This window comes from Chelatococcus asaccharovorans, assembly GCF_003201475.1.
Taxonomy (GTDB): Bacteria; Pseudomonadota; Alphaproteobacteria; order Rhizobiales; family Beijerinckiaceae; genus Chelatococcus; species Chelatococcus asaccharovorans.
On record NZ_QJJK01000001.1, the window covers coordinates 481,365 to 506,513 of the forward strand.

Genomic DNA, 25,149 nt, shown 5'->3' on the forward strand with positions numbered 1-25,149 from the left:
TAGAGGCTAGCAAGATCCGCGTCGCTTGCAACGTGAATCCGGCAGGAACATCATCGGCTTGTCCGATTGCCGTCTTTGGCGAACATCGCGTGAATTTGCGCCACCACCGCGGCGCCCTCGCCGACGGCGGCGGCAACGCGCTTCGTGGAGCCCGCGCGGACGTCGCCGATCGCGAAGACGCCGGGCACGCTCGTTCCGAGCGGCCAGGGTCCGGCGCCGGTGATCACAAAGCCGTTCGCGTCGACCTCCACGCAGTCCTGGGCCCATTCGGCATTGGGATCAGCGCCGATGAAGAGGAACACGTGGCACACCTCCCGGCGGTGAAGCGCGCCCGTGTTGATGTCACGGAATGTCGCCGCAGCAAGCCCGGTCCCCAGCCCGCCGTCCTGTCCCCGCCTGCTCTCCAGGCCGACGATCTCGCTGCCCACGTGCAGTTCGACATTGGGAAGCGCGGCGATGCGATCGATGAGATAGCGCGACATGGTCTGCGCCAGATCACGCCGGACCACCAGATGGAGCTTCTTGACCTGCGGAGCCAGGAACACGACCGCCTGCCCGGCCGAATTGCCGCCGCCGACCAGGACGACCTCTTCGCCGGCGCACAGGCGCGCCTCGATTGCCGAGACCCAATAGGACACGCCGGCGCCTTCGAACTCCGCCAGATTGGCAATGGCCGGCCGGCGATAATGCGCGCCCGATGCGATGACGACCGCGCGTGACCGCACATGGCGATCGCCGGCGCACAGCAGGGTCAGTTCGGACTGCTCGCATTGCAGCTTCTCAACCGCAACGGGAACGGCCATCTCGGCGCCGAACTTCAGCGCCTGGTTGAACGCCCGTGCAGCAAGGGCGAGCCCCGATATGCCGGTGGGAAAGCCCAGATAGTTCTCGATCCGCGCGGATGCGCCGGCCTGCCCGCCCATGGCGCGCGAATCGAGGACGATCACGGACAGCCCCTCGGATGCCGCGTAGACCGCCGTTGCAAGCCCGGCGGGGCCGGCACCGACGACCGCCACGTCATACAGCTGTTCGGGATCGATCTCAGGCACGACGCCCAGACAGGCTGCCAGCTCCTCATTGCTCGGACGCTTGAGCACCGGCCCGGTGGGGCAGACCACGAGCGGCAGATCTTCAGGCAACACGCCGGTACGCTCGATCAGCGCCCGGCCCTCCTCGTCGGAGCGGACGTCGAGCAGCAGGTTGGGCAGGCCGCTGCGGCCCAGGAAATCCTGCAAGCGCAGGATATCGGCGCTGCCGGGGACGCCGACCAGGATCGTGCCGGCACTCCCATGCTCGATCAGGCTCACCCGCCGCAGGATCAGCGCGCGCATGACGATTTCGCCGACATCGGCCGACCCGACCATCAGCGCGCGCAGATGCGCGGGGTCGAAGGGGAGTGCGGTGCAGCCGTCAGGCCCGGCCCGCCCCGCCGCAATCGAGGGACGGCCCGCGAGTTGATTGACCTCGCCGGAGAACTGGCCGGCGCCATGGGTGGTCACCACGGCTTCGCGGCTCAGCCCATCGCGGCGGAAGACCTCGATCGATCCGTCAAGGACAAGCCAGGCCGGAGCGCCGTGATCGCCGATGTCATACAGCGTCTGCCCCGGCGCGAAGCGGGTTTCCGGGCCACTGGCGAAGCGGCGTGACGTCGCGATCTGACGCGGGCTGAGGACGGGAAACATCTGGTGCTCGCGCATGTCGACCGTGCTCATGTCAAACTCCGTGCTGTGCTGCGGCATCGCATGTGCGCGGCGACGTCGCGAGACCGACCCTGTCCCCATGTCATCGCCGACCGCGCCGGCCCGCGCCATCCATACATAGGTTTAGGGGCTTCGGCAGAGCGGTCTGCCGATGCGGGCGACACAACGGACTGCCTCGCTCCAAGGTTCTATCTGACGGTCATTCCGCGATCGTCGGGTAATCGATGTATCCCGCGTTCCCCTGCGAATACCAGGTTTCGATGACATCAGGATTCAGGGCGGCGTTTCTGAGAAGCCGCTCGGGAAGATCGGGATTGGCGAGAAAGGCTCTTCCGAACGTGATTGCATCGGCCTGTCCCGACGACACGGCAGCGATTGCCCGGTCTCGACCGAAATCGGAATTGAGGACCAGTACGCCTTGGAAGGCCGCCCTGATCGCCGGTGCGATGGGCGGGTGATCGGGTCTGCCCCGCGTGCCATCCGGAGGCGGCTCTCGCACTTCGAGAAACGCAATCGCCAGCGCCGACAGGGCCTCGGCGGCCGCGACGAACAACGGTTCCGGCTCGGGATCGTTGACGCCCTGGGACTCGCCGTTTGGCGACAACCGCACCGCCAGACGATCCGGACCGACGATGTCGGCTACGGCCACGCAGACCTCCCGCAGCAATCGGATACGGTTCGGGATCGAGCCACCGTAAGCGTCCGTCCGCAGATTGGCGCTGGCCCGCAGAAACTGGTCGATCAGATAGCCGTTAGCCGCATGGATCTGGACGCCATCGAAGCCCGCGCGCAGGGCGTTGCGTGCGGCCCGGCGATAATCGTCGATCACGCGACCTATCTCGTCCAGCGTCAGGGCCCGCGCTTGCACATGAGGCTGCTTGCCATCGTAGGTATGTGCGAGGCCAGGCGCCGTGGTGGGCGAGGATGACACCGGGAGCGCACCGCCACGCAAGCTCGGATGGACGACGCGTCCCATATGCCAGAGCTGGCAGAAGATGCGGCCTCCGGCGGCGTGTACGGCATCCGTCACAACCGACCAGCCCGCCACCTGGGCATCCGACCAGATGCCGGTCGCAAACGGCCAGCCGAGCCCCTCGGAACTGATGCCGGTCGCCTCGCTGATGATCAGGCCGGCGCTTGCACGCTGCGCATAATACTCAGCCATGATCGGTGTCGGCAGATGGTCACGCGTTCCCCGTGCGCGCGTGAGGGGCGCCATGAAGATCCTGTTTGGCGCCTTCAGCGCGCCGATGCGGATGGGGTCGAACAATGATGGCATGCAGCCCTCCAGGACCTGACTATGTCGACTGCGTCAACGAACATCCAAAGGAGCATTGGCGCTCTGGACGAATTCGACAGTGGTGAAGACGAGTTCGGTGTCGCCGATATTGTGGAGGTCATGGATCATGAACTCACCGGCGCCGTAGGTGTGATGCTGGGTGTCACCCGGCTCGTAGCACATTTCGGCGACGCGGCCATCGGCGTATTGCGAGCGGGCCCGGCCTCCCGTGACTGCCGTCCAGAAATAGTCGAGCACATGTGTATGGAAGCCGATGCGCTCGCCCGGCTCGAGTTTCAGCGTCCAGACCCGGACACGCTCGGTCTCGGAGACAAGCCTGCTGCCGACACGACCATTCCCCCGATTGGCGATGAACTCGGTCCGGTGATCGGGGGAGAGGGAGGCCGGTGGAGACGGCCAATCAAAGGCGACGGCTTTCTGGCTCATGATAGGGTCCTTGTGTCGGTGGCAGGACTGTCGGCGCGGTCAGGCGGCGATGCCGGTGGCGACCGCGGTTTCGCACATGACCGCTTCGGGTCGGCGATGGCGTTCGGCGAGCCTCCGCTCCTCTTCGGTCAGCAGCTGCGCCTGCATATAGGCGCCGAGATGGCGCGCGCGCCGGATCACCGCGCGACCGTATGGCAGGCGCTCGGCCTCGAACGCGGCAAGGCCAGCCGCAATGTCTCCATCACTCCGGGCGAGCGCCTGCACGAGGGCGAGCGCATCGCTGGCCGCCTTGGTGACGCCCATGCCGACATGCGGCCGCGCGACGAAGGCGGCGTCGCCGATCAAAGCGACGCGCCCCCCGATCGCCATATGGGGCGTCTCGAGATCCTGTATCGCCTGGATGAACGGGTGCGGCGTCCTCTCGACGACTTCGGCGAACTGAGGCGATAGCAGCTGCCGCGCCGCGCGCCGCATCTCCTGCTGGACACGCGGCCGGATCTTGTTGGGCGGAATCGAGAGCTCGTGCTGCATGCCATCGACATCGGTCAGGAGATCGCGCAGCACGGCGTCCGGAGCGGGCCGGTACCAGACGAAATTGAAGCGCCGCCGACCCGGTTCCATCGACTCGTCGGCACCGGCGACGGGGTAGCCGAGCATTTGCTCGCCCGGCGGTAGCGAAAATGCGAAGCTGTCGAACAGCGCCGCGCGCGTCTCCCTGGACAGATCCACCTCGTCCACCAGCCCGCGCCAGGCGATGTAGCCGACATAGGAGGGCATGACCTCGGGCAACACCTGCTTGCGGACGGTGGAAAAAATGCCATCCGCGCCGACGAGCAGCTCCGCCCGCAAGGGCTCGCCGGCCGAGAAGTGGACGGTCACTCCCTCCCCGTCGAGAACGAGCCGCTCAAGGTTCCGGCCGTAGTGATACCGGCCTTCGGGCAACGCCTCGCGGAGAAGGCTGTAAAGTCGCCCCCAGGACGTCAGGACCTGAGGCAGAGGATGCTCGCCCGCCAGCGTTCCGTCCGCAGCGAAGACGCGCCGGCCTTTCACCGCGACGCCGATACGCGCCGTCTCGCTGTCGATCCCGCAGAGACGGAGCACCTCGAAGAGTTCGTCATGCGTCACGATGCCGGCGCCGCGGCCGGCCAGTTCCGCCGAGATTCGTTCGTAAATCGCGACGTCCCAGCCTTGGGCAAGGAGGAGATGGGCAGCAAACAGCCCCGCCATCGAGCCTCCGATCACGATGGCCCGGCGGCCCGGATTGCTCTTTCCATCGTCGGACATGTCTTGGTTCCCTCATCTGAGTGATCGATCGATCAATTAAAACGCACAGGGCACCCTTGCCGCCCCGTCCGCGTCAGTGGATGCCAAGCTGCTCCTCGAGCCGGCTCATATCCGCGCGCAACGCCGATGCGGCCCCACGCTCCACGACCCTGCCGGTATTGATGACGACGACCTGATCGGCCAATCCCAGCGCGAAGGCCATGTGTTGCTCCACCAGAATGACCGAGAGGCCCGCCGCGCGGAGATTTCGAACGATCGCCCCCACCTCGGCGACGATCTGCGGCGCGAGCCCTTCCGTTGGTTCGTCCATCAGCAGCACGCGCGGCGCCGTCATCAGCGCCCGCCCGATCGCCAGCATCTGCTGCTCGCCACCGGATAGCTGCCCGGCAAGGTTCGCGCGTCGTTCCTGCAGGCGCGGGAACAGGTCGTAGATCTGCGCGATGGTCCAGGGACGCTGGCCGGCGGGCGGCGCGGCCCGGCGTGCGACGGTGAGGTTTTCCTCGACCGATAGGCTCCTGAACATGCGCCGCCCCTGCGGCACGAGTGCCACGCCCGCGCGGCAGATCGCCTCCGGTGAGAGCGCGGAAATGTCCTGCCGCCCCACCGCGATACGTCCACTCCGGCGCGGCAGCAGCCCCGCGATCGCATTCATGCAGGTCGTCTTGCCGGCCCCGTTGCGGCCGAGCAAGGCCAGGATTTCGCCCTGCGGCAGCTCGAGGCAGATGTCATGCAGGATATGACTATCGCCGTAGAAGGCGTTCACGCCAGACAGCGACAGGGCGGGCTCACTGGGCAAGATAGGCCTCCCGGGTACGCGGGTCGGCGATCACCTCGTCACGCGTTCCGTCGACAAGCAGCCGGCCGTGATTGAGCAGCGCGATCCGCTCGGCGAAGGCGAGCGCCACGTCCATGTCGTGCTCGATCATGACGATGGTCAGAGACCGCGGGAGATCCTCGAGCAGCGCGCTGACCGTTCCGCGCTCTTCCTTCGAAAGCCCCGCCAAAGGCTCGTCGAGCAGAAGGACTTGCGGGTCCTGCGCGAGCGCCATCGCGATTTCGAGGCGCCGCTTCTCGCCGTATGAGGTTTCCTGGATCGGCCTGTCGGCAAGCCCTTCAAGCTTGACCCGGGCGAGGACGGACAGCGCACGCCTCCGAAGCGCCGTATCGTGGACGACTGCCCCGAACGGCTTCCAACGCTTGGGACTGCTACCCAGCAGGGCCATGACGACGTTGCCGAGCACGGTCTCGCGGCCGAACAGCGTCAGGATCTGGAAGGTGCGCCCCAGTCCGCAGGCCGCGCGCTGGCTGGTCGACAGGGCCGAGACATCGCGGCCTTGCAGCAGGATCCGGCCACCGCTGGCGCGAAGATCGCCGGCGATCAGATTGAACAGCGTGGTCTTGCCGGCCCCGTTGGGCCCAAGCAGGAGGCGGCGTTCGCCGGGCTCCACGGTGAACGAGACGTCCTGAATGACATCGAGGCCACCGAAGCTCTTGCGGAGATTGTTCACCTGAAGAGCAGTCATTGACGGGCTCCTTCGATGCGCGACGCCCGGGTCAGGTTTGCGCCGATATTATCCGGGGCCACGACGCGGGCTTTCAGCGCGCCCAATAGCCGGCGGGCTCCAGGCAGCAGCCCCTCGGGCACGACGACGATGATGAAAAGGAAGATCAATCCGAGCAGGGTCGGCCAGCGGTCGGTATAGGCACTGGCGACGTTCTTCAGCAGGACGACGAGCGCGGCGCCCAGCAGAGGCCCGAACGTGGTCCCGAGCCCCCCGGCAATCACCATGAGCACCGCCTCGGACGACACGGTCAGCGACAGTGCATGCGGGCTGATGAAGCGGAAGGTCAGCATATACAGAATGCCGGACGCCGCCGCCAGGAGAGCCGACAGAACATAGGACACGTAGCGGATCGCCCAGACATCGTAGCCGAGCGTGCTCATCCGGCGGGGCTGGTCGCGCACGCCCTGCATCGCAGCACCGAGCGGCGAGCGTGTCAGAACGGTCACGAACAGCATGCAGCCGGCCGTGACGGCGAGACAGAGGTAATAGAGGCCCGTTCCGTGGAGCAGGACACCGTCCGGACGCGGCAGCGAGATGCCGTTCTCGCCATTCGTCAGGTCGACATAGCGAAATGCGATACCCCAGACGATCTGCCCGAGCGCGAGCGTGATCATGAGAAAGCTCAGTCCCGAGGTGCGCAGCGCCACAAGGCCGAACATGGCTCCCGTCAGGCTGGTGAGCCCGAGCGCAGCGGTCGTCGCGGCCCAGATCGGCCAGCCCGCCCCGACGCTGAGGAGGGCGAACGCATAGCCCGATATACCGAGGAAGGCGGCATGCCCGAGCGAGACCATGCCACAATAGCCCGCGATCAGGTTCACGCTGACGGCAAAGAGGCCATAGACCAGAACCTGGGTCGCGATAGCGAGGTAGAATTCCCCGGGCAGCAGAAGCGGCATCGCCGCAGCGGCGACAACGAGAACCAGAAGGGGCTTCATGCCATATGCCTCCCGAAGAGGCCCTGCGGCCGCGCTGCAAGCACGACGACCATGGGCAGAAAGAGGATGACGTAGGCCAGGTCCGGCAGGAGCATCTGGCCGAAGGTGTAGATCAGACCGATCAGTAGGCTGCCGACGAAGGCGCCGGACAATGAGCCGATGCCGCCCAGAATGACGACCAGCAGCGCCAGCGGCAGCATCTCCGCATCGAGGCCGGGGTAGACGGACATGACCGGCGCGGCGAGCGCTCCGCCCATGCCGGCCAGGCCGGCGCCGAGACAGAACACCGTGGTGAACAGCCGCGACACGGGGATGCCCATGGCACGCGCCATCTCCCGATCATCGACCGCAGCCCTGATCCGGGCGCCGAGGGTCGTGCGTTCGACGAGCAGCCAGATGGCCGCGAGCGCGATGGCGGCGATGGCGATCAATGCCAGGCGATAGGCCGGAAAGACGACCCCCGCGACTTCAACCGTGCCGCGCAGCAACGCAGGCGCCGGCTGCGCGATCGGGTCGCCCGACCAGACCAGCAGGCACTGGTCCGCTATGATGAAGGCGAGCCCCAGTGTCCCGAGCACCTGCGCCAGTTCGCGGCCGGCGAGCCGGCGGATCAAGCTGCGCTCGACCAGTCCGCCGAAGGCGGCGCAAGCCAGTGCCGCGGCGAGCACGGCGGCTAGGAAGCCGAAGCCGATCATCGAGGTCGCGATATATCCGCCGAGCATGAAAATGGCGCCATGGGCGAGGTTTGCGACGCGCATCAGACCGAAGATGAGGGAGAAGCCGACGGCGAGGAGAAACAGGATCGCGCCGAAGGCCAGGCTGTTCAGCAACCCATTTATCCAGAACATGGCGTCAGTCTCCGGGGGTGGGGCAACGTCCGTTCAGTTCAGCCGCGGCTGCGCAGCAGCCATGTCGAACCAGTCGAAAGGCTGGTCGCCGACGTTCACCATCACCGCCTTGACGTCGAAATAGGCGTCGAAGGCCTCCTTGCCGAACTCGCGCCCGATCCCGGATTGCTTGAAGCCGCCCCAGGGCGACGCCGCATCGACGCGATGATGATCGTTGGTCCAGACGATCCCCGCGTCGATGCGATCCGCGACGCGGTGCGCGCGGGCGACATCGCGGGTACGGATCGCGGCGGCCAGCCCATAGGGGCTGTCATTGGCGATGCGCACCGCGTCGTCCTCCGTGTCGAAGGGCGTGACGACGGTGAAGGGGCCGAAGACCTCCTCCTGGAAGATGCGCATGTGCGGCGCGACATCGGCGAAGACCGTGGGCTCGATGAAGAAGCCGCCATTTGCCGCGAGGGCGGGCGGGACCCGTCCGCCCGCGACGAGCCGTGCACCTTCCTCGCGACCGATCCGGACGAAGTCGAGCACACGCTGGCGCTGGCGCTCGGAGATCACGGGGCCCATCTGGGTATCGGGGGCGAAGGGGTCGCCGATCGCGATGGCCCGGGCTTTTGCCGCGAGCTTCTCGACAAAGGCATCGTAGAGGCGGCGCTGGACGATGTGGCGCGCCGCGCAGACGCAGGTCTGCCCGGCACCGACGAAGGCGCCGAAGGCCGCGTAATTGACCGCCTGGTCGAGGTCATAGTCGTCGAAGACCACGACCGGCGTCTTGCCCCCCAGTTCAAGCGTTTGACGGGCGAAATTGCTCGCGGCTGCTGCGCCCGCACGGCGCCCCGCCTCCGTCCCGCCGGTCAGCACGAGCTTGCGGATGCCGGGATGCTCGGAGAGAGCACGGCCGGTCACCGCGCCGCCGCCGGTCACGACATTGAAAACGCCCGGCGGAAGACCGGCCGCGGCGAAGATCTCGGCCAGCCGCAAGGTGGTCAGAGGCGTATATTCGGAAGGCTTCACAACCGTCGTGCAGCCCGAGGCGAAGGTCGGCGCGAGATTGCGGCAGGCGATCAGCAGCGGGTGATTGAAGGGCGTCACATTCGCCACCACCCCGACCGGCAGCCGCCGCGTATAGGTGAGATATTCACCTTCGACGGGGATGACGTCGTCGCGCCGCGCCATGGCGAGCGCGGCATTGTAGCGAAAGAGATCGGGCACCCGGGCGAGCTGGGCCCGGGTTTCGCGGATGGGGCGACCATTGTTCAGCGTCTCGAGCTCGAAGAGTTCGTCGAGATGCGCGTCCATGACATCGGCGAGCTTGTTGACGAGCCGCGCCCGGGTGCGCGCCGAGAGGCCGCGCCAGTCCCGCGAACGGAAGGCGTCGCTCGCGCTCGCCACGGCCCGATCGACGTCCCCGGCCGTCGCTTCGAGGACCTCGGCGATCGTCGCACCGGTGCCGGGGGAGATGATGGTCATCAGCGCGCGCGGACCGGGGTCGACCATCTGCCCGTCGATGAAGAGACCGCGCCGCGGCTCATGGCGTTGCGTTGCGGCCGGGGCCGGCTGGCTGTGGGTGACCATATCTGCCTCCGTTGTGGGTGTTCAGGCGCCGGTCAGGCGCCAAGCGTTCCGGCCGGCGATGAGGGCGCGTGCGTCGGCCGAGAGTCCGGGAACGGCTTCCAGCGTCCGCATCGGCGTCTCGTCGGCCATGTCGAAGGGAATGTCGGTTCCCAGCAGCACCTGCCGGGCGCCGACGAGATCGATGAGATAGCCAAGCGCAGCCGCATCATGGGTGATCGTGTCGAAGTAGAAGCGCTTGAGCAGATCCTTCGGCGAGCTCGGAATGGTCTGCGCTTCGCGCCTCACCGTCCGGCCATGCACGAGCCGGCCAATCTGGTAGGGCAGGAAACCGCCGCCATGGGACAGGCAGATCCGCAGATCCGGCACCTCGTCCATAACACCGCCGAAGATCAGGTCCGCCGCCATCACGGCCGTGTCGAGCGGATTGCCGATCAGGTTCGTGAGGTAGTATTTCTCCAGCCCCGGCTTCGCACCGAAATAATACGGGTGTGTCAGGATCAGGACGCCGAGCGCGGCGGCGCGGCGCAGGACCGGGCGGAATTTCGGTTCCGAAAGCGCCTGCCCGTCGATATGACAGCCGATTGTCACCGCGCGCATGCCGAGATCGGTCGTGATCCTGTCGAGTTCGGCGAGTGCGTCCTCCGGCGACTGCATCGGCAGCGTCCCCATGGGGCGCAGACGCTCCGGCGCGGCCGCGGCGAAGGCCGCCACCGCGTCGTTGACGCGCCGTGCGAAGGCCGCCTCGGCCTCCGGCGCGATCCGGTAGAAGAAGAGCGTCGGCGACGGCGAGATGATCGCCGCGTCAATGCCGCGCCGATCGAGTTGGCGCAGCTTTTCCTCCGGCGCGACGAACTCGTCGAAGAGCGGATAGGCAAAGCCCTCGCGGTGCGCGAGCCGCGTCCCGGCGCCCGAGCGATCGACCCTGACGCCGAAGGGCTCGGGGTTGTCCTCGAGGTGCCGCAGGATGGATGCCGGGATGACGTGGTTATGGGCGTCGACGATCATGACTGCCTGGCCGGTTGAATTGAGAACAGGGTACGCTCAGAGCTTCGTCGGGTCGTTGCGCGAGTAGACCGGCGCGGAGAGGAAGGCCTCGGCGTTATAGGTCCAGAACTGCGATACGTTTTCATAAGTCTTGACGACCGTATTGACGAGCCGGCCGCCTTTCCGTTCGGTCTTGCGGATGTAGATGTTCTGGATCGGGTTGCCGTAGCTGTCGAGCCGCCAGGGGCCGCGCGGGTCATCGGCGATCTCGACCTTGCGCAGCGCCGCCATGAACGCCTGCTTGTCCTCGACCTTGCCGTCGATGTTCTGCAGAGCGTTCTCCAGCGCGAGGCCGGCCGAGTAGGCGCCCGCCGAGTAGAAGCCGGGATCCACACCCGTCTCTTTGCGCAATTCCGTAACGAAGCGCCGATTGGCATCGCCCGGCAAGGCCGCCGAATACCATCCGGCCGAGACGATTCCGAGCGCCTCGTCGCCCATGCTGTGCAGCACACCTTCGTCGACCGTCGTCATGGCCCCGATGATCGGAATCTTCTGCTTCAGGCCGTATTCGGCGTATTGGCGCAGGAAGCGCAGGCCGTTCGCGCCGGCGAAGGCCGCAAAGACGGCATCGGGCTCGCCGATCTGGGCAATATAGGACCCGTAGTCGGCCACGTTGAGCGGCGACCAGAGCTTTCTGACGACGGTCCCACCCGATGCCACAAAGGCGCGCTGGAAACCGGCCGTCTGCTCCTGCCCGAACGCGAAGTCATCGGCGATTGTCACGACGCGCTTGTAGCCGAGATCGCGCGCGACATATTCACCGAGCGGATGGCAGGGCTGGGCCGAGGTCGACGAGGTTCGCACAAACCAGGGATTGATCCGCCGCTGCGTCAGGTCCTCGGCCGCGGCGGACGCGCACAGGAACGGCACGCCGGCCTCCTGGAGATAGTCGTTGATCGCAAGCGCCTCGAAGGCAGCGACGGGGCCGACGACGACATGAACGCCCGCGCGCTGGACGAGCTCCTGGGCGCGCGTCTTTGCCAGGGCGGGCTGACCGCCGGTGTCGGCGACCATGAACGCGACTTCGCGACCGGCGATCCGGTTGGCGCGTTCGCTGAGAAAGAGGCGGAAGCCATCCTCCATCTGCCGGCCGCCCGCCGCGAGTGCACCGGATTTCACCGTGAGCATGCCGATGCGGATCGGGCCCGCCTGGGCGATCGCCCGGGCCGACGGCAACGCGAGAACCGCTCCGGCACCGGCGACCAACTGCCTTCTGGAAATCATCACACGCCTCCCTATCGGCTCTTTATTTATCGTATGATCATTATTTGCACGCGCCGATTTTGCCGTCAAGACCCCTTTAAAGCATGACGATCAAGGATTCGGCGCTGCTCAATCGGTTAATTGCCCATTCATCGCCGTCCCGGCTTCTCACCGAACCTTTCAAGTGATAAACGACTGGCATGACGAATGAAGACGCACCGATCACTGTCCGCGGCGAAATCGCCGCCAAGAATCGTCGGCCGGCCCGCCGGCGCCAGGCCGCCGGGAGCGGGCGACGTATGAGCCCGTCGGAGCGCGAGGACGTCATTGTCAAGGAGGCGGTCAGATTCTTCGCCGAATTCGGCTTCGAGGGTCACACGCGCGAACTCGCGCGGCGGCTCGATATCACGCAGCCGCTGCTCTACCGCTATTTCGCGACCAAGGATGCGCTGGTCGAACGCGTCTATCAGGAGGTGTTCCTGCGGCGCTGGAACCCCTTCTGGGACGAGGTGATCGGCGATCGCAGCAAGCCGCTGCGGGAGCGCATGGTGGCCTTCTACCAGGACTATGCGAAGGCGATCCTCACCTATGAGTGGATCCGGCTGTTCATGTTCTCCGGGCTGAAGGGGCTGGATTTCAATACGCGCTATCTCGAGCTTTTGCGCCGGCGTGTCTTCAACACGCTCGTCGATGAATTGCGGCTCGAGTTCGGCGCGCCCGGCACCGCCGAAAAGCCCCCGACGGACATTGAGGTCGAAGCCGTCTGGAGCCTTCACGCGGCCATCTTTTACCTCGGCGTCCGCAAATTCATCTACAATATGCCGGTCGGCCCGCTCGAACCGATCATCGAGATGAAGGTTCTATCCTTCGTCGATGGCGTCGGGGTTGTTGTGCGCGACGCCACGACCACCGCCGGCTGAAGGCGACGGTTCCGGTCGCGAGGCCGGCTTTCAGTCGCATCGCAGTGATTCCTGGCCTCTGGGGGCCGTGAGGGGCGCCGTCAGATCGTGCGCGGGTCGCGTGCACCGCGAATGAGGCGCGCGCTCTGGATCACGCTGGCCGCAAGCCCAAGCGCGATGCCGACCACCAGACCTGTCATCGACGGCCAGGCGCCGAGCACCAAAGCGGGGTCCTCACTTGGAGGCGCTCGATTTTTGGGCTCGATTTTTAGGGTGGAATGCGGGTGCGGGCCTGCAAGCGCCGATCCCCTCGGGTGATCGCGCCCGGCGAATATCCCGCAGCCCGTCGCCTGCGACGCTGGCCCCCGAGGCTCCTCGCGGCCAGCGAATATGTCCAACACCGAGTGATGCGAGGCACCATGTCGGCGACAAAATCTTCTGCCACGCTGACCCGCCGGCTGTCAGGGCGGGCGATCCAGGCCGGGCTCCCCCATCCTTCGCGCGCGAAACCTCTGGCGCGCGAAGGAAACTCACCAGCGCCAATCCGGCTTGGATGGAATCGTCCGATACCATCAAGCCGTTGGATTTTTTTGCCTATTCCTATGCGGAGCCAATCCGCACCAGACGGACGTGCTCCAGGAACCTGGCGCCCCTGCTCGTCCTGTCATGATAAAGGGAGGGCGGAGATGATCCGCCCTCCCCTCGCCTGTTGCGCAAGAACGCGTTCGCTTCAGCCCTTCACGAAGGCCAGAAGATCCGGGTTGATGACCTCGGCGTGCGTGGTCAGCATGCCGTGCGGGAACCCCTTGTAGATCTTGATCGTGCCATGCTTGAGCAACTTGATCTGAAGCATCGCGGCGTCGGTGTAGGGCACGATCTGGTCGTCGTCGCCCTGCGTCACGAGCGTCGGCACCGTGATCGCCTTGAGGTCTTCGGTCTGGTCGGTTTCCGAAAAAGCCTTGATGCCTTGGTATTGGGCCAGCGCGCCCCCGATCATGCCCTGGCGCCACCAATTGTTGATGATGCCCTGGGAGATCTTCGCACCCTCGCGGTTGAACCCATAAAAGGGGCCCGAGGCGACATCGAGATAGAACTGCGCCCGGTTGTCGGCCAGCGCCTTGCGGAAGCCGTCGAAGACCTCGATCGGCGTGCCGCCCGGGTTCGTCTCGGTCTTGAGCATCAGCGGCGGAACCGAACTGACGAGGACCGCCTTGGCGACCCGGCCATGCGGCTGGCCGAATTTCGCGACATAGCGGGCGACCTCGCCGCCACCGGTCGAGTGGCCGATGTGGACGGCGTTCCGGAGGTCGAGATGCTCGACCACGGCAAAGGCATCGGCGGCGTAATGGTCCATGTCGTTGCCGGTATCGACCTGCGAGGAGCGTCCATGGCCGCGACGGTCATGGGCGACGACGCGGTAGCCATTCGCGAGGAAGAAGAGCATCTGGGCGTCCCAGTCGTCCGCGGAGAGCGGCCAGCCGTGGTGGAACACGATCGGCTGGGCGCTCTTGGGACCCCAGTCCTTGTAGAAGATATCAACGCCGTCCTTGGTCTTGACGAAGCCGCTGCTCATTGTCGTGTTTCCTTTTGGGGTCTGGATGGGTCGGGAGGGCTGGGCGAATGCCGCCGCAGGGATCAGGCTCGCTGCCGAGACGGCGGCCGCGCCGGCGACAATGCCCCGCCGGGTGAAGTGAGGATCGAGGTTGGACATGGCCTTGTCTCCGCAATGGGTGGCTGACAAGGACAGGCTACGGGGCGGGCGCCGGGTTCGAAATCCTACGCTTGGATCAGCGCCTCATACGAAGGTTTGGGGGGCGCCGCTCAGGCGCGACCATGCCCGAGGGCCGAGGCGAGATGATGCGCGATGGTATCGGGCTCCGCCGGCTTGTCGAGGAAGGCGCAGGCGCCGGCCGCCATGACGCGCTCGCGCACCGGCGCCGTCGGAAATGCGGTCATGAAGATCATCGGGAAGCGCCGCCCGGCTGAGAGCAATGCGGCCTGGAGCTCGTCGCCCGTCATCTCCGGCATCTGGATGTCGGCGATCATGCAGTCGGGATCGCCGCGCTCAACGTCGGCGAGAAAAGCCGGCGCGGACCCATAGCTTCGCGCCTCATAGCCGAGCGAACGGATGAGACTTGAAAGCGAAGCGCGCACACCGTCGTCGTCGTCAACGATCGCGACTGTCAGTCTGTGTTGCATATCCGTACTTCTTCATGCCGATGGTCGCACGAAGGGAAGATCCGGGTGCGCGGCCTAGGCTCGTTATGACGGATCGCGCGCCGGGCGACCATCATACGCAGGTTTGCAGCGGCCGGATTCAAGGCTTCGGGATGCCCAGCGCCTCGGCCGTGCGCACGAGGTCGGCCAGCGTCCGCACGCCCATCTTTCGCATGACGTTGCCACGATGGATCTTCACGGTGATCTCGCTGAGGCCGAGGATGCCGGCGACCTGCTTGTTCATCAGGCCCGCAACCACATGCGTCATCACCTCGCGTTCGCGGGCGGTCAGCGTCGCATGAGCGGCGCGCAGATCCTCAAGAGCCGCCGACGCGCTGCGGCGCTCCCTGTCGCGCTCGATCGCCGCCGTCACGGCATCGAGCATTTCCTGATCGCGAAACGGCTTTGCGAGGAAATCGACCGCCCCGGCCTTCATCGCGCGCACGGTCATGGGGATGTCCCCGTGACCGGTCATGAAGATGATCGGCAACGCGATACCATGCCTGCCGAGCTGGTCCTGGAAGTCGAGCCCGCTGATACCCGGGAGCCGGACATCGAGAATGATACACCCCGGGCCGTCAGGCAGAGGCTGCTGCAGAAGCTCCGCCGGCGCGCCAAAGAGCCGCGTCGAAAGCCCGATCGAGCGGAACAGGCTGTCGAGCGACTCGCGCACGGCGGGATCGTCGTCGACGATCACGACAAGCGGCGAGGCCGGAGCCGCCGGAACCGCCTTCACCGATGAATGTCTGATCATGCTGATTCACCATGCTGCAGAACGGGAAGCGTGAGACGGAACGTCGCTCCACCGCCCGGCACGCTTTCGACCGTGAGCGTCCCGCCATGAGCTTGGGCGGTGGTGCGGCAAATCGCAAGCCCCATGCCCATCCCGTCCGGCTTGGTCGTGAAAAAGGGATCGAACAGGCGTTCGAGATTTGCCGCGGAGATGCCGGGCCCCGTATCGCTCAGCGCAATCTCGATGCCGGCTTCGGGTCTGTGCTCTGCCGCTATCGTCAGCAGGCGCCGGCCGTCATGCTCGGCCATCGCCTGGCCGGCATTGACCATCAGGTTGACGACGACCTGCTGGAGCTGAACCCGGTCCCCGATCACGGGCGGCAGGCCAGGCGGGATCTCGACGTGGAACTCGACCTGCGCGCGCACGAGTTCGCGCTGGACGAGCTGCGCCGCCTCCTCGATGAGGGTCGCGACGTCGAGGGGGGTCGGCGGAGCCGGCGTCTTGGTCAGGAAGGCCCGGATCCGCTTGACGATCTCGCTCGCCCGGCGCCCTTCGGAGACCACGCGCCCCAGCGCGCTGTCGACCTCCGTGAGGTCGGGCTCGGGGCGCCTGAGCCAGCGCAGCGCGGCCTCGCCGCTGGTCACCACCGCCATCAGCGGCTGGTTGACCTCATGGGCGATGGAGGCGGTCAGTTCGCCCAGCGTCGCGACGCGCGCGGCATGCGCGAGTTCCGCCTGGGCTTGCAGCAGAGCATCCTGGGCGCGGCGGCGGTCCGTGACGTCGACGACGAAGACCAGCACATTGCCGTCGCCGTCGGCGGCGGTCGGAAAGGTGATCGTGAAGATCACGGGTACGCGTCTGCCATCAACCGTGACGATTTCGGTTTCGCCCTCGTGGAAGCCGTCACCGCGGGCGAAGGCGGCGAGAGCTGGCCCGAAGGTCGGGTCCGCCTCCACCAGCACGTTATCCACCGAGCGGTGGAAATCCGCGCGGGTCTCCGCGCCCATCATGGCGAGGAAGGCGGGATTGACATCGACGATCCGCGTCAACCTGCGCAAGCGCGCGACGAATTCGGGATGGCCGGCGAGATAGGCGGACATCGCCGCGCCGCCCTGGATCCCGAGCGCAGCAATCTCGGCCCGCGTCGCGGTCCAGTCCTCCTGCACGACGCCGACCCGGCTGGCATTGAACATGTGCCGATAGCGCCTTTCGCTGCGGACCAACGCGGTATGCGCCGCCTTGCGTTCGGTGACATCCGTATTGGTCTCGAACACGCCGACGACCTCGCCGTGCCCGTCGCGCTGGAGGGCCCACCGGCTTTCAACCGTGATCCAGTTGCCCGCCTTGGTGCGATGCTCAAGGGTGCCGTCCCAGCGTCCGGTATCCTGGAGAATGCCGTCGATTGCATCGCGCCGTATGGGGTAGCGCGTCTCGAGCAACGCGTCGGCAACCCGCCCCATGACCTCGGCCGAAGACCACCCATAGATATCTTCCGCCGCGCGGTTCCAGAAGGTGATCCGCCCGAGCGGGTCGCGCACGAAGATCATGTCGTGCGAGAGGTTCAGCAGCCTCGCCTGCGCAGCAAGCGTCGCCGTCGCGGCCTGATTCTTCAGCGCGAGCGCTGTCGCGATGGCTGTCGCCGCGACGCTCACCAGCGCCCGCAATATCGGGGCTCCCGCGTGCAGGCTGTGCGTGCCCATATAGGCGACGATGGTCAAGACCAGGCTGGCAGTGGCCGCCACGATGATGTCGATGCGCCTGCCCGTGCCCGCCGCCAGAAGCACAACCAGAACATAGAGAACCGCGACCGCGCCCTCCAGCGGCGACAGCGTGTCGAACAGGAAGATGAAGAGCGCGAGCAGCGCCGCCGCCATGCGAAACGCCGTCCTCCTCATGGTCGATGTCATGCTCGCTGTCCTGCGGGTTGTCTTGAGCGGTGGACTGGGCGGCCCCGCGTCCTTTGAGAACGGGCGGGGCGGATCGCCACGATCGGAGAGAAGGGGGACGACATGAATGAAATCCGGCGAGCACGAAGCTCGCTCACCATAGATCATCCGCGCCGTCCGCAACGGCGCATCATCGATACGGCCTGTGGAAAAATCAGCGGTGGTTTCCCGACGGATCAAGGCGCACCGGGCATTCGAGCCCGGCATCCTCCTGTTCGGCATCGCCATCGCGCGGGAAGGCGTATCCAGGTGCCGCAGTGTCGGCTCCGCCCGCCGTCCATAAACACAGGTATGAGACGGATATGCCTTCGTTCGATTCAGGCAAGGCCCGCGGCGCTCTACGGTCAGGACATCGGGGAACACGGTTCCTCGTCATCCAACTGGAGAGTTGCCATGAACGACCTGTCCCTCCAAACGGTCCCCGGCGCCGCGCTGCGCACCCCGACCGATCTCGGCGCCAACGCCACCACGGACATCGCTGCAGCGCTCACCGGCGTCCTCGCCGATATGTTCGCGCTCTATCTGAAGACCAAGAACTTCCACTGGCATATGTTCGGCCCGCATTTCCGCGACTATCACCTGTTGCTTGACGACCAGGGCGACCAGATCTTCGCGACGACCGACGCACTGGCCGAGCGCGTCCGCAAGGTCGGCGGCACGACGCTGCGCTCGATCGGCCATATCGGCCGGCTGCAGCGCCTCCTCGACAACGATGCCGACTACGTCACTCCGCAGGACATGCTGGCCGAGCTTGCCGACGACAACCGCAGCCTGACCGGCTACCTGCGCGCTGCCCACGAGGTCTGCGAAACCCATAACGACGTGGCTTCGACCAGCCTGATCGAGGTCTGGATCGACGAAGCCGAGCGCCGCAGCTGGTTCCTCTACGAGATGACACGGCCGGCGCGCTGAGCGCCTCTCCCCACGCGCTAACGAGAAGACAAGACCATGTCAGACACGCATTCGGATGAGGCATTGGCTGCAGGCACGCCTGCTCCCGCCTTCAGCCTGCCGGCGACGCCCGATCAGATGGTCTCGCTGGACGATCTCAGCGGCAAACCGGTGATCATCGCTTTCTACCCCGCAGACTGGAGCCCGGTCTGCGGCGACCAGATGGCGCTCTACAACGAGATCCTGCCCGAGTTCCACAAGGCCGGAGCCCAGCTGGTGGGTATCTCGGTGGACGGCGTCTGGTGCCACGCCGCCTTCGCAAACGACCGCAAGCTGCATTTTCCGCTGCTGGCGGATTTCGAGCCGAAGGGCGCCGTCGCCCGCCGCTATCGCGTCTATCGCGAGAAGGAAGGGATCGCCGAGCGCGCGCTCTTCGTCATCGACGGGGCCGGCATCATCCGCTGGAGCTTCGTCTCCCCGCTCGGCATCAACCCGGGGGCCGATGGAATCCTCGAGGCTCTCGAAACACTCGGCGCTGCAGCGCCTGCGGAAGGAAACCCATCATGACCCATCTCGCGGTTCCCGTCGGCAGCCAGGACCACACGCAGGGCCAGGCCCAGTCGGCCGTCACCCTCGTGGAATACGGCGACTATGAATGCCCCTATTGCGGCGAAGCCTATCCGATCCTCAAGGCCGTACAGCACGCCATGGGCGACCAGATGCGCTTTGTCTTCCGCAACTTCCCGATTTCCGAACTGCATCCCCATGCGGTCCGCGCCGCGGAATTCGCAGAGGCCGCCGCTGGCCTCGGCCGGTTTTGGCAGGCGCACGACATGCTTTACGAAAACCAGGCCGCACTGACCGACGCGGACCTCTTCGGCTATGGCCTGCGCCTGGGGCTCGCTTCCGACGTGGTGGCAGAGGGATTGGACGGCCGCTTCGACGCGAAGATCCGGTCCGATTTCATGGGCGGCGTCCGCAGCGGCGTGAACGGCACACCGAGCCTGTTCATCAACGGGCTCCGCTATGACGGCGAACGCGACGTCGACAGCCTCGTCGATGCCTTGCGGCATGCCGCCCGCGAAGCCATCCGCCCCCGCGCCGGCATGCATCGCTAGATTGCGGCTCCTCCGGGGTTGCGCTTCCTTGGTCCAAGGATGCTCGATCTTGGTGACATGCGGCTCGAGGCGGGGTGGCGCGGCCGCGTATCGTCTCAGGTCCGTGGCGGCCCGACCGATGCGCGCAGATGGAATTCATTGGGAACGAGGACATGGCGCCCCTCCGCTGCCGCCTGGGAACGCAGCCGGTCGAGCAGCAGCCCCGCCGCGACGCGCCCGACCTCGGCCTGATCCCAGCTGACGATCGAAATCGGTGGCGTATGCAGTTCGGCGAGTTCGGAATTGCCGGCACCGATCACCGAGATGTCGCCGGGAATACTCATGCCGCGACTGCGAATGGCGCGCAGCACGCCTGACAGCATGTCGATGCCGCCCGAGAGGATCGCGGTCGGCGGGTTGCGCTGCCCCAAGAGCGCGGATGCGAAGCGAAACCCCGCGCTGGGCAGGAAGCTCCCGGTCTGGACGAGAGAAGGGTCGACTGTCAGCCCAAACGCCTCGTAGGCCTTATAATAGCCCTTGATGCGCTCCTTGGCCGGATAAAGATCCTTCTCGCCGGTGATGAGCGCAATCCGCCGATGGCCGAGGCCGATGAGGTGCTCAACGGCCAGGCGCGTGCCGCCGGCATGGTCGGCCATGACGCCATCGGCCCAGTCGACGGGGTCGCGATCGACCAGCACGATCGGAATGCCGAGTTCGCGCAGGAAGGCCTCGAATTCGCCGACGATCGGGGTATAGGGCCCGATCATCACCCCATCGGCCTGGCGCCGCGCCAGGCGCTCGAGGAGCCCGCGCTCGCGCTCGCTTCGCCCCTCCGAGTTCGAGATCAGCAGGGAGAATCCGGCCTCGTCGAGGACGTCATGCGCGGCGCGCACGAAGCCGGCGAGCTGCGGAACGTTGATCTCGCGCAGCACGCAACCGATCGTGAAGGTCGAGCCGATCCGCATGCTCTGCGCGATCGCGTTGGGCGAGTAGCCCATCTCGTCGATGGCGCGCTGCACGCGGCGCTTGATCTCAGGCTTGACGGTGCTGTGGCCGTTCAGCACGCGCGACACGGTCCCAACCGCGACGCCCGCCGCCAAGGCGACGTCACGGATGGTATTTTTCGTGCCACGGGTCGCCATGTACTGAACCTGTTGCTTTCCTTCGCCGCGGGACCGCCACGCGCTGTCTCAGGCCGTGTAGGCCCACTGCTCAGCGACGATCGAATAGCGCCCGTTTTCACCTCTCATATGGCCAAAGCCCGGAAAATGCACGTGCATGCCGGCCACCAGCAGATCATCGGCGATCACCATATCGAGGATGCGCTGGCGCGACCTGACCCCGCGTTCCGGATCCGTGTCGAACTGCATCGCGACCTCGGGCCGTGCCAGCTGGATTTCGGGCACATGGACCGTATCACCCCAGACAATCATGGATTGGCGGCCGGATGACACCACATAGGAGCAATGCCCCGGCGTATGCCCGGGACAGGGGATTGCGATGATGCCGGGCAGAATTTCGCCATCGCGGAAGGTCCTCACCTTGTCGGCGGCCCTGTAAGGATCGAGTTGCTCGCGGCCCCACTGGAAATAGCGCAGGCGCTGACGCTCCGTCGCCCGCGCCATCGCGGCGTCGTCGTACCAATGATCGATCTCGGCTTGATGAACGATGACCTCGGCATTGGGGAAGATCGGCTGCCCCGTCGCGACGTCGGTCAATCCATTGGAATGATCGGGATGGACATGGGTCAGGATCACACCATCGACCGAACCCGCCGTGATCCCGGCCGCGGCGAGATTGTCCATCAGGCGACCGCAGGTCGGCCCCATGAAGTGCTGGGAGCCGCAATCCACCAGATAGGTCTTGCCGCCAAAGCGCAACGCGAAGACGTTGATCGAGATGCGCGGCGGCGCGATGCGGTGTTCGCGCGCCAGGATCGCCCTGACCTCGTCCTCGGGGATGTCGCGGAAGATCTCATAGCCCATGTCCATATAGCCGTCGCTCAGGCCCGTGACGAGCACATCGCCGAGCTGGCGGTGATAGACGGCAGGGACCTGCTTGAAAGGATGAGGGGTCATCGGGGCTGCTCCGCGAGGCGCGCGACGAGAGCTGGATCGTCGCGCCGGTGATGCCAGGCGCGTCCGACGCGCAGGCCGGTGGTGGACCAGAGACGGATCTGCATGAGCGCATAGGCCCAGGCCACCGCGACCACGTCCATGATCGGCGCCCCGGCGACCGCGCGGACGCCGTGGCGCATGAGCAATTCGGCCAGCACGCCTTCGGCGGGAATGATGACGTCCGCGCCGCGCGCGACGAGGCGCTCGGCGGCCGTCGTGAAGCTGGCGATGACAGGCTCAGGATCGGCATAGGCCTTGGCCAGCGCAGGCTCGTCGAGTGCGGGATCGAGCGCGACGACATCGAGAACGCGCGCCCCAAGCCCATGCTTGTCCACCGCCGTCCGGGTCATCCACTGCACCGCCGGCGCATTGGAGACCAGGCCGATATACCGGCCGAGCGAGCAGCCGACGAGCAAGCCCGCTTCGGTCAGCGAGGCCACGGGAATGTCCACCGCCGAGCGGATTTCGCGCAGGAAGGGCTCGCTGAACGAACCGATCACGAAGGCGTCGTAGCCCTCGCGCTCGGCCTCGATCGCATTCTCGATCACGCAGCCGAGCAAGCGGTGATAGGCATAAGCGTTGCCCAGGGCCGCCGTGGCGGAAAGACCGCCATAGGTGCCGCTCGGCAGCCCGTGGACGACAAGTTCGGCCTCGCTTCCCATCACCTCGCGCCCATGGTCTTCCAGCGCCTTCTTATAGACCTGCAAATGCTGGAGTTCATTCACGGACTGATGCCAGATCCGGGTCATCGGACAGCTCTCCCTTCGCGCTCAACTCCGGGACGCATGGCTGGTCAGTTCGAGTTCACGCAGCGATTTCAGCGCGTCGAGACGCCAGAGCTGGTCGAACAGCCGGGCCGACTGCGCATTGTCGAAGACCCGGGTCGCGCAATCAAGGAACTTGTCCCGGAGTTCCTCGCGCGTCAGCGGCATCGTCCAGCTGCCCTTGGCGTGGACGACAGGGGCATGCTCCAGCACGTCGCCGGAGGCGAGCACGACGGACACACGATCATCCGGCGCGAAAGGCTGGTCGCCCGGCATCACTTCGTCGGTGGTGGTGCAACGCACCTTGCCGATCGCCGCGCGGACATCGTCGCGCAGGACGAAGCCGTCCGTCAGTTCGGCAAGGCCGACGCGCCCGGCGATCAAGGCCGCCGCCATGGCGAATTCCATGCTGAACTTGGCCTCGAGCCCGGTCTGCGGATTGGCGTTGCGCAGCATCAGCTTCTGCGTGCGGCCGGTGTGGACGCGGATCTCGCGGACATCCTGAGCCTTGAGGCCATGCGCAGCGACGAGCCCCAGCATCGCATCGATCGAGCGATGCGTCGCATAGCAGGTCGGATAGCGCTTCACGTTGATGCCGAGATCGGCGAGGCGCCAGTTCGCGCCGAGATCAATCGTGCCGTGCTCGATGTCCGGGGTGCCCGACGGCGAATGGGCGCGCAGGAAGCCGGTGCGGTGCTCGAGCACGTCCGGCGAGGCGGTAAAGCCTTGCGCGGCCAGCCGTGCCGCGAGCACGCCGGACTGTGCCGTGCGCCCGGCATGGAGCGACTTGGTCATGGTGCCGAAATTGGCGACGAGACCGGACGCCAGCGAGGCGCCGATGGCGATGGCATGGCCGGTCTTCTCGGCGTCGAGCCCGTGCAGGCGGGCGCAGGCGGCGGCGGTCGCGAGCGTGCCCATCACCGCGGTGGGGTGGAAGCCGCGTTCATGGAGGTGGCCCGGCTCGAGGGCGGCGAGCTGCGCCCAGAGCTCGTAACCCGCAACATAGGCGGCGATCGCCTCCGCCCCGCTCGCATCGAGCGTCCAGCCCTCGGCCAGGATCGCCGGAACCAGCACCGCGCTGGGATGGCCGGCGAGCGCGACGTCGTCATAATCGAGCACATGCGCGGCGACGCCGTTGACCAGGGCCGCGTCGGACGCGACGAGGTTGCGGCCCCCGGGGATCTCCGGCGCGCCGTCGTTCTGGGTGGTGGCCGCGAGCATCGCCGCGACGATGCGCACCGGCTCCTCGGCGGCGCCCGCAATCATGACGCCGACGCAGTCGACGATGCCGATGCGCGCGGCCTCGATGCAGCGTTGGGGCAGGTCGGGCGGCTTGATGGCGGCGACGAATTCCGCCGCTTGACGCGTGATATCCAGCATGGTCGCCTCCTCAATAGGAACGGGGAAGACCGAGCACGTGCTGCGCGACATAGGCGAGCACCATGTTCGTGGAGATGGGGGCGGTCTGATAGAGGCGGACCTCGCGCCATTTACGCTCGATGTCGTATTCCTGGGCATAGCCGAAGCCGCCATAGGTCTGCATCGTGGTGTCGGCAGCCTTCCAGGTCGCCTCGGAGGCGAGCAATTTGGCGATATTGGCCTCGGTGCCGCAGGGCCGGCCGGCCTGGAACAGGGCAGCGGCCTTGCGGCACATCAGGTCGGCCGCCTCCAGTTCGGCATAGGCCCGGGCCAGCGGGAACTGGACGCCCTGGTTCTGTCCGATCGGCCGGCCGAAGACCCGCCGCTCATTGGCGTAGGCGACGCCTTTCTTGAGGAGCCAGCGGCCGTCGCCGACGCATTCGGAGGCGACCAGAATGCGCTCGGCATTCATGCCGTCGAGAATGTAGCGGAAGCCCTTGCCTTCCTCGCCGATCAGGTTCTCGACCGGAACCTTGAGGTTGTCGATGAAGATTTCGGTGGTGTTGTGGTTGATCATCGCCTTGATCGGGCGGATCTCGACACCATTGCCCTTGGCCTTACGCAAATCGACGAGGAAGACCGAGAGGCCGTCGGTGCGCTTCGTGACCTGGTCGAGCGGGGTCGTGCGCGCCAGCAGCAGCATCAGGTCCGAATGCAGGGCGCGCGAGGTCCAGACCTTCTGGCCGTTGACGAGATAATGGCTGTTGCCCTGTTTCTCCGCGCGCGTCTTGAGCTGCGTGGTGTCCGATCCGGTATTCGGTTCTGTCACGCCGAAGGCCTGCAATCTCACCTTGCCCGACGCGATATCCGGCAGATAGCGACGTTTTTGCTCCTCGCTGCCATGCCGCAGCAGCGTACCCATGATGTACATCTGGGCATGGGCGGGGCTCGCCACGCAGCCATTGGCATTGATCTCCTCGAGCACAACCGCCGCCGCGCGCAGCGGGAGGCCCGAGCCGCCATAGTCCTCAGGGATGAGCGCACCGAGGAAACCGGCCTCGGTCAGCGCGGCGACGAACTCGGTCGGATAACCGCTGCGATCGTCGAGGTTGCGCCAGTATTCGCCCGGGAAACGTTCACAGATCCGGCGCACGGCGTCGCGCAGCTCGGGAAAGTCCTCGCCCAGATCCATCGTGATCGTGGCATCGGTGGAAAGATCGTTGCTGTGGGGGGGCATCGAAGGTCC

General features: G+C 66.2%; 24 protein-coding genes. 4 read left to right on the forward strand and 20 right to left on the reverse strand.

Annotation, left to right across the window (positions count from 1 at the left end; genetic code table 11):
- Window positions 1-50: 50 nt before the first annotated feature.
- From C7450_RS02365 to C7450_RS02415, 11 genes are all read right to left on the reverse strand, one after another.
- Window positions 51-1,712, reverse strand: coding sequence for an FAD-dependent oxidoreductase (locus C7450_RS02365; RefSeq protein WP_110373222.1), 1,662 nt, complete (start codon window positions 1,710-1,712; stop codon window positions 51-53).
- 187 nt (window positions 1,713-1,899) lie between these two features.
- Entirely contained in the window at window positions 1,900-2,979 is a 1,080-nt protein-coding gene (locus C7450_RS02370; protein WP_110372756.1) for an alkene reductase, read from the reverse strand.
- A 33-nt stretch (window positions 2,980-3,012) separates the two neighbouring features.
- A complete protein-coding gene (locus C7450_RS02375; protein ID WP_110372757.1) occupies window positions 3,013-3,426 on the reverse strand; it encodes a cupin domain-containing protein in 414 nt (137 codons plus the stop codon).
- 39 nt (window positions 3,427-3,465) lie between these two features.
- The gene (locus tag C7450_RS02380) at window positions 3,466-4,710 is read right to left on the reverse strand and encodes an FAD binding domain-containing protein (protein WP_110372758.1); all 1,245 of its coding nucleotides are present in this window, start codon (window positions 4,708-4,710) and stop codon (window positions 3,466-3,468) included.
- Between the two features lie 73 nt (window positions 4,711-4,783).
- Complete coding sequence (locus tag C7450_RS02385) at window positions 4,784-5,509, reverse strand: ABC transporter ATP-binding protein (protein ID WP_110372759.1); 726 nt, start codon at window positions 5,507-5,509, stop codon at window positions 4,784-4,786.
- Window positions 5,496-6,233 (reverse strand): ABC transporter ATP-binding protein, encoded by a 738-nt coding sequence (locus C7450_RS02390; protein ID WP_110372760.1) that lies wholly within the window; start codon window positions 6,231-6,233, stop codon window positions 5,496-5,498. Before C7450_RS02390 ends, C7450_RS02385 begins: the two co-directional genes overlap by 14 nt.
- Window positions 6,230-7,210: a branched-chain amino acid ABC transporter permease gene (locus tag C7450_RS02395; protein ID WP_110372761.1), complete on the reverse strand. Its 981-nt coding sequence runs from the start codon at window positions 7,208-7,210 to the stop codon at window positions 6,230-6,232. Before C7450_RS02395 ends, C7450_RS02390 begins: the two co-directional genes overlap by 4 nt.
- Window positions 7,207-8,058 carry a branched-chain amino acid ABC transporter permease gene (locus tag C7450_RS02400; protein WP_110372762.1) on the reverse strand — a complete coding sequence of 284 codons (852 nt, stop codon included), beginning with the start codon at window positions 8,056-8,058 and terminating at the stop codon, window positions 7,207-7,209. Before C7450_RS02400 ends, C7450_RS02395 begins: the two co-directional genes overlap by 4 nt.
- 33 nt (window positions 8,059-8,091) lie before the next feature.
- Complete coding sequence (locus C7450_RS02405) at window positions 8,092-9,633, reverse strand: aldehyde dehydrogenase (RefSeq protein ID WP_170147005.1); 1,542 nt, start codon at window positions 9,631-9,633, stop codon at window positions 8,092-8,094.
- A 21-nt stretch (window positions 9,634-9,654) separates the two neighbouring features.
- Complete coding sequence (locus C7450_RS02410; protein WP_110372763.1) at window positions 9,655-10,638, reverse strand: amidohydrolase family protein; 984 nt, start codon at window positions 10,636-10,638, stop codon at window positions 9,655-9,657.
- A gap of 36 nt (window positions 10,639-10,674) precedes the next feature.
- Entirely contained in the window at window positions 10,675-11,901 is a 1,227-nt protein-coding gene (locus tag C7450_RS02415) for an ABC transporter substrate-binding protein (RefSeq protein WP_110372764.1), read from the reverse strand.
- Between the two features lie 179 nt (window positions 11,902-12,080).
- Between C7450_RS02415 and C7450_RS02420 the strand changes: the two genes are divergently transcribed.
- Window positions 12,081-12,800 (forward strand): TetR/AcrR family transcriptional regulator, encoded by a 720-nt coding sequence (locus C7450_RS02420; RefSeq protein WP_410369404.1) that lies wholly within the window; start codon window positions 12,081-12,083, stop codon window positions 12,798-12,800.
- A 709-nt stretch (window positions 12,801-13,509) separates the two neighbouring features.
- On the opposite strand, the gene C7450_RS02425 is transcribed toward C7450_RS02420, so the two are convergent.
- The 4 genes from C7450_RS02425 to C7450_RS02440 form a co-directional block, all read right to left on the reverse strand.
- Entirely contained in the window at window positions 13,510-14,352 is an 843-nt protein-coding gene (locus C7450_RS02425; protein ID WP_170147051.1) for an alpha/beta fold hydrolase, read from the reverse strand.
- A 248-nt stretch (window positions 14,353-14,600) separates the two neighbouring features.
- Window positions 14,601-14,978 carry a response regulator transcription factor gene (locus C7450_RS02430; RefSeq protein ID WP_110372766.1) on the reverse strand — a complete coding sequence of 126 codons (378 nt, stop codon included), beginning with the start codon at window positions 14,976-14,978 and terminating at the stop codon, window positions 14,601-14,603.
- Window positions 14,979-15,096: 118 nt separating this feature from the next.
- The gene (locus C7450_RS02435; protein ID WP_110372767.1) at window positions 15,097-15,750 is read right to left on the reverse strand and encodes a response regulator transcription factor; all 654 of its coding nucleotides are present in this window, start codon (window positions 15,748-15,750) and stop codon (window positions 15,097-15,099) included.
- Window positions 15,747-17,636 carry a PAS domain-containing sensor histidine kinase gene (locus C7450_RS02440; protein ID WP_245449438.1) on the reverse strand — a complete coding sequence of 630 codons (1,890 nt, stop codon included), beginning with the start codon at window positions 17,634-17,636 and terminating at the stop codon, window positions 15,747-15,749. The genes C7450_RS02435 and C7450_RS02440 overlap by 4 nt, the downstream gene beginning before the upstream one ends.
- 432 nt (window positions 17,637-18,068) lie before the next feature.
- Between C7450_RS02440 and C7450_RS02445 the strand changes: the two genes are divergently transcribed.
- Genes C7450_RS02445 through C7450_RS02455 form a run of 3 tightly spaced genes read left to right on the forward strand, consistent with a single transcriptional unit; the run spans window position 18,069 to window position 19,684 of the window.
- Window positions 18,069-18,587, forward strand: a complete 519-nt coding sequence (locus C7450_RS02445; RefSeq protein ID WP_110372768.1) for a Dps family protein — start codon at window positions 18,069-18,071, stop codon at window positions 18,585-18,587.
- 36 nt (window positions 18,588-18,623) lie between these two features.
- On the forward strand, window positions 18,624-19,133 hold the full coding sequence (locus C7450_RS02450; protein ID WP_110372769.1) for a redoxin domain-containing protein: 510 nt from the start codon (window positions 18,624-18,626) through the stop codon (window positions 19,131-19,133).
- Window positions 19,130-19,684, forward strand: a complete 555-nt coding sequence (locus C7450_RS02455) for a DsbA family protein (protein WP_110372770.1) — start codon at window positions 19,130-19,132, stop codon at window positions 19,682-19,684. Before C7450_RS02450 ends, C7450_RS02455 begins: the two co-directional genes overlap by 4 nt.
- A 95-nt stretch (window positions 19,685-19,779) precedes the next feature.
- Here C7450_RS02455 and C7450_RS02460 read toward each other — a convergent pair whose 3' ends face one another.
- Genes C7450_RS02460 through C7450_RS02480 form a run of 5 tightly spaced genes read right to left on the reverse strand, consistent with a single transcriptional unit; the run spans window position 19,780 to window position 25,140 of the window.
- Window positions 19,780-20,805, reverse strand: coding sequence for a LacI family DNA-binding transcriptional regulator (locus C7450_RS02460; protein WP_110372771.1), 1,026 nt, complete (start codon window positions 20,803-20,805; stop codon window positions 19,780-19,782).
- A gap of 48 nt (window positions 20,806-20,853) precedes the next feature.
- Window positions 20,854-21,741 (reverse strand): MBL fold metallo-hydrolase, encoded by an 888-nt coding sequence (locus C7450_RS02465; RefSeq protein ID WP_110372772.1) that lies wholly within the window; start codon window positions 21,739-21,741, stop codon window positions 20,854-20,856.
- Window positions 21,738-22,529 (reverse strand): aspartate/glutamate racemase family protein, encoded by a 792-nt coding sequence (locus C7450_RS02470; RefSeq protein ID WP_110372773.1) that lies wholly within the window; start codon window positions 22,527-22,529, stop codon window positions 21,738-21,740. Before C7450_RS02470 ends, C7450_RS02465 begins: the two co-directional genes overlap by 4 nt.
- 21 nt (window positions 22,530-22,550) lie before the next feature.
- Window positions 22,551-23,924 carry an MmgE/PrpD family protein gene (locus C7450_RS02475; RefSeq protein WP_170147006.1) on the reverse strand — a complete coding sequence of 458 codons (1,374 nt, stop codon included), beginning with the start codon at window positions 23,922-23,924 and terminating at the stop codon, window positions 22,551-22,553.
- 10 nt (window positions 23,925-23,934) lie between these two features.
- Entirely contained in the window at window positions 23,935-25,140 is a 1,206-nt protein-coding gene (locus tag C7450_RS02480) for an acyl-CoA dehydrogenase family protein (RefSeq protein ID WP_110372775.1), read from the reverse strand.
- Between the last annotated feature and the right edge of the window lie 9 nt (window positions 25,141-25,149).

What these genes read in the sequence shown, in the direction of transcription:
- C7450_RS02365 (WP_110373222.1), bottom strand. Translation starts at nt 1,712, where the DNA reads ATGAGCACGGTCGACATGCGCGAGCACCAGATGTTTCCCGTCCTCAGC.
- C7450_RS02370 (WP_110372756.1), bottom strand. Translation starts at nt 2,979, where the DNA reads ATGCCATCATTGTTCGACCCCATCCGCATCGGCGCGCTGAAGGCGCCA.
- C7450_RS02375 (WP_110372757.1), bottom strand. Translation starts at nt 3,426, where the DNA reads ATGAGCCAGAAAGCCGTCGCCTTTGATTGGCCGTCTCCACCGGCCTCC.
- C7450_RS02380 (WP_110372758.1), bottom strand. Translation starts at nt 4,710, where the DNA reads ATGTCCGACGATGGAAAGAGCAATCCGGGCCGCCGGGCCATCGTGATC.
- C7450_RS02390 (WP_110372760.1), bottom strand. Translation starts at nt 6,233, where the DNA reads ATGACTGCTCTTCAGGTGAACAATCTCCGCAAGAGCTTCGGTGGCCTC.
- C7450_RS02395 (WP_110372761.1), bottom strand. Translation starts at nt 7,210, where the DNA reads ATGAAGCCCCTTCTGGTTCTCGTTGTCGCCGCTGCGGCGATGCCGCTT.
- C7450_RS02400 (WP_110372762.1), bottom strand. Translation starts at nt 8,058, where the DNA reads ATGTTCTGGATAAATGGGTTGCTGAACAGCCTGGCCTTCGGCGCGATC.
- C7450_RS02405 (WP_170147005.1), bottom strand. Translation starts at nt 9,633, where the DNA reads ATGGTCACCCACAGCCAGCCGGCCCCGGCCGCAACGCAACGCCATGAG.
- C7450_RS02410 (WP_110372763.1), bottom strand. Translation starts at nt 10,638, where the DNA reads ATGATCGTCGACGCCCATAACCACGTCATCCCGGCATCCATCCTGCGG.
- C7450_RS02415 (WP_110372764.1), bottom strand. Translation starts at nt 11,901, where the DNA reads ATGATTTCCAGAAGGCAGTTGGTCGCCGGTGCCGGAGCGGTTCTCGCG.
- C7450_RS02420 (WP_410369404.1), top strand. Translation starts at nt 12,081, where the DNA reads ATGACGAATGAAGACGCACCGATCACTGTCCGCGGCGAAATCGCCGCC.
- C7450_RS02425 (WP_170147051.1), bottom strand. Translation starts at nt 14,352, where the DNA reads ATGAGCAGCGGCTTCGTCAAGACCAAGGACGGCGTTGATATCTTCTAC.
- C7450_RS02430 (WP_110372766.1), bottom strand. Translation starts at nt 14,978, where the DNA reads ATGCAACACAGACTGACAGTCGCGATCGTTGACGACGACGACGGTGTG.
- C7450_RS02435 (WP_110372767.1), bottom strand. Translation starts at nt 15,750, where the DNA reads ATGATCAGACATTCATCGGTGAAGGCGGTTCCGGCGGCTCCGGCCTCG.
- C7450_RS02440 (WP_245449438.1), bottom strand. Translation starts at nt 17,636, where the DNA reads ATGACATCGACCATGAGGAGGACGGCGTTTCGCATGGCGGCGGCGCTG.
- C7450_RS02445 (WP_110372768.1), top strand. Translation starts at nt 18,069, where the DNA reads ATGAACGACCTGTCCCTCCAAACGGTCCCCGGCGCCGCGCTGCGCACC.
- C7450_RS02450 (WP_110372769.1), top strand. Translation starts at nt 18,624, where the DNA reads ATGTCAGACACGCATTCGGATGAGGCATTGGCTGCAGGCACGCCTGCT.
- C7450_RS02455 (WP_110372770.1), top strand. Translation starts at nt 19,130, where the DNA reads ATGACCCATCTCGCGGTTCCCGTCGGCAGCCAGGACCACACGCAGGGC.
- C7450_RS02460 (WP_110372771.1), bottom strand. Translation starts at nt 20,805, where the DNA reads ATGGCGACCCGTGGCACGAAAAATACCATCCGTGACGTCGCCTTGGCG.
- C7450_RS02465 (WP_110372772.1), bottom strand. Translation starts at nt 21,741, where the DNA reads ATGACCCCTCATCCTTTCAAGCAGGTCCCTGCCGTCTATCACCGCCAG.
- C7450_RS02470 (WP_110372773.1), bottom strand. Translation starts at nt 22,529, where the DNA reads ATGACCCGGATCTGGCATCAGTCCGTGAATGAACTCCAGCATTTGCAG.
- C7450_RS02475 (WP_170147006.1), bottom strand. Translation starts at nt 23,924, where the DNA reads ATGCTGGATATCACGCGTCAAGCGGCGGAATTCGTCGCCGCCATCAAG.
- C7450_RS02480 (WP_110372775.1), bottom strand. Translation starts at nt 25,140, where the DNA reads ATGCCCCCCCACAGCAACGATCTTTCCACCGATGCCACGATCACGATG.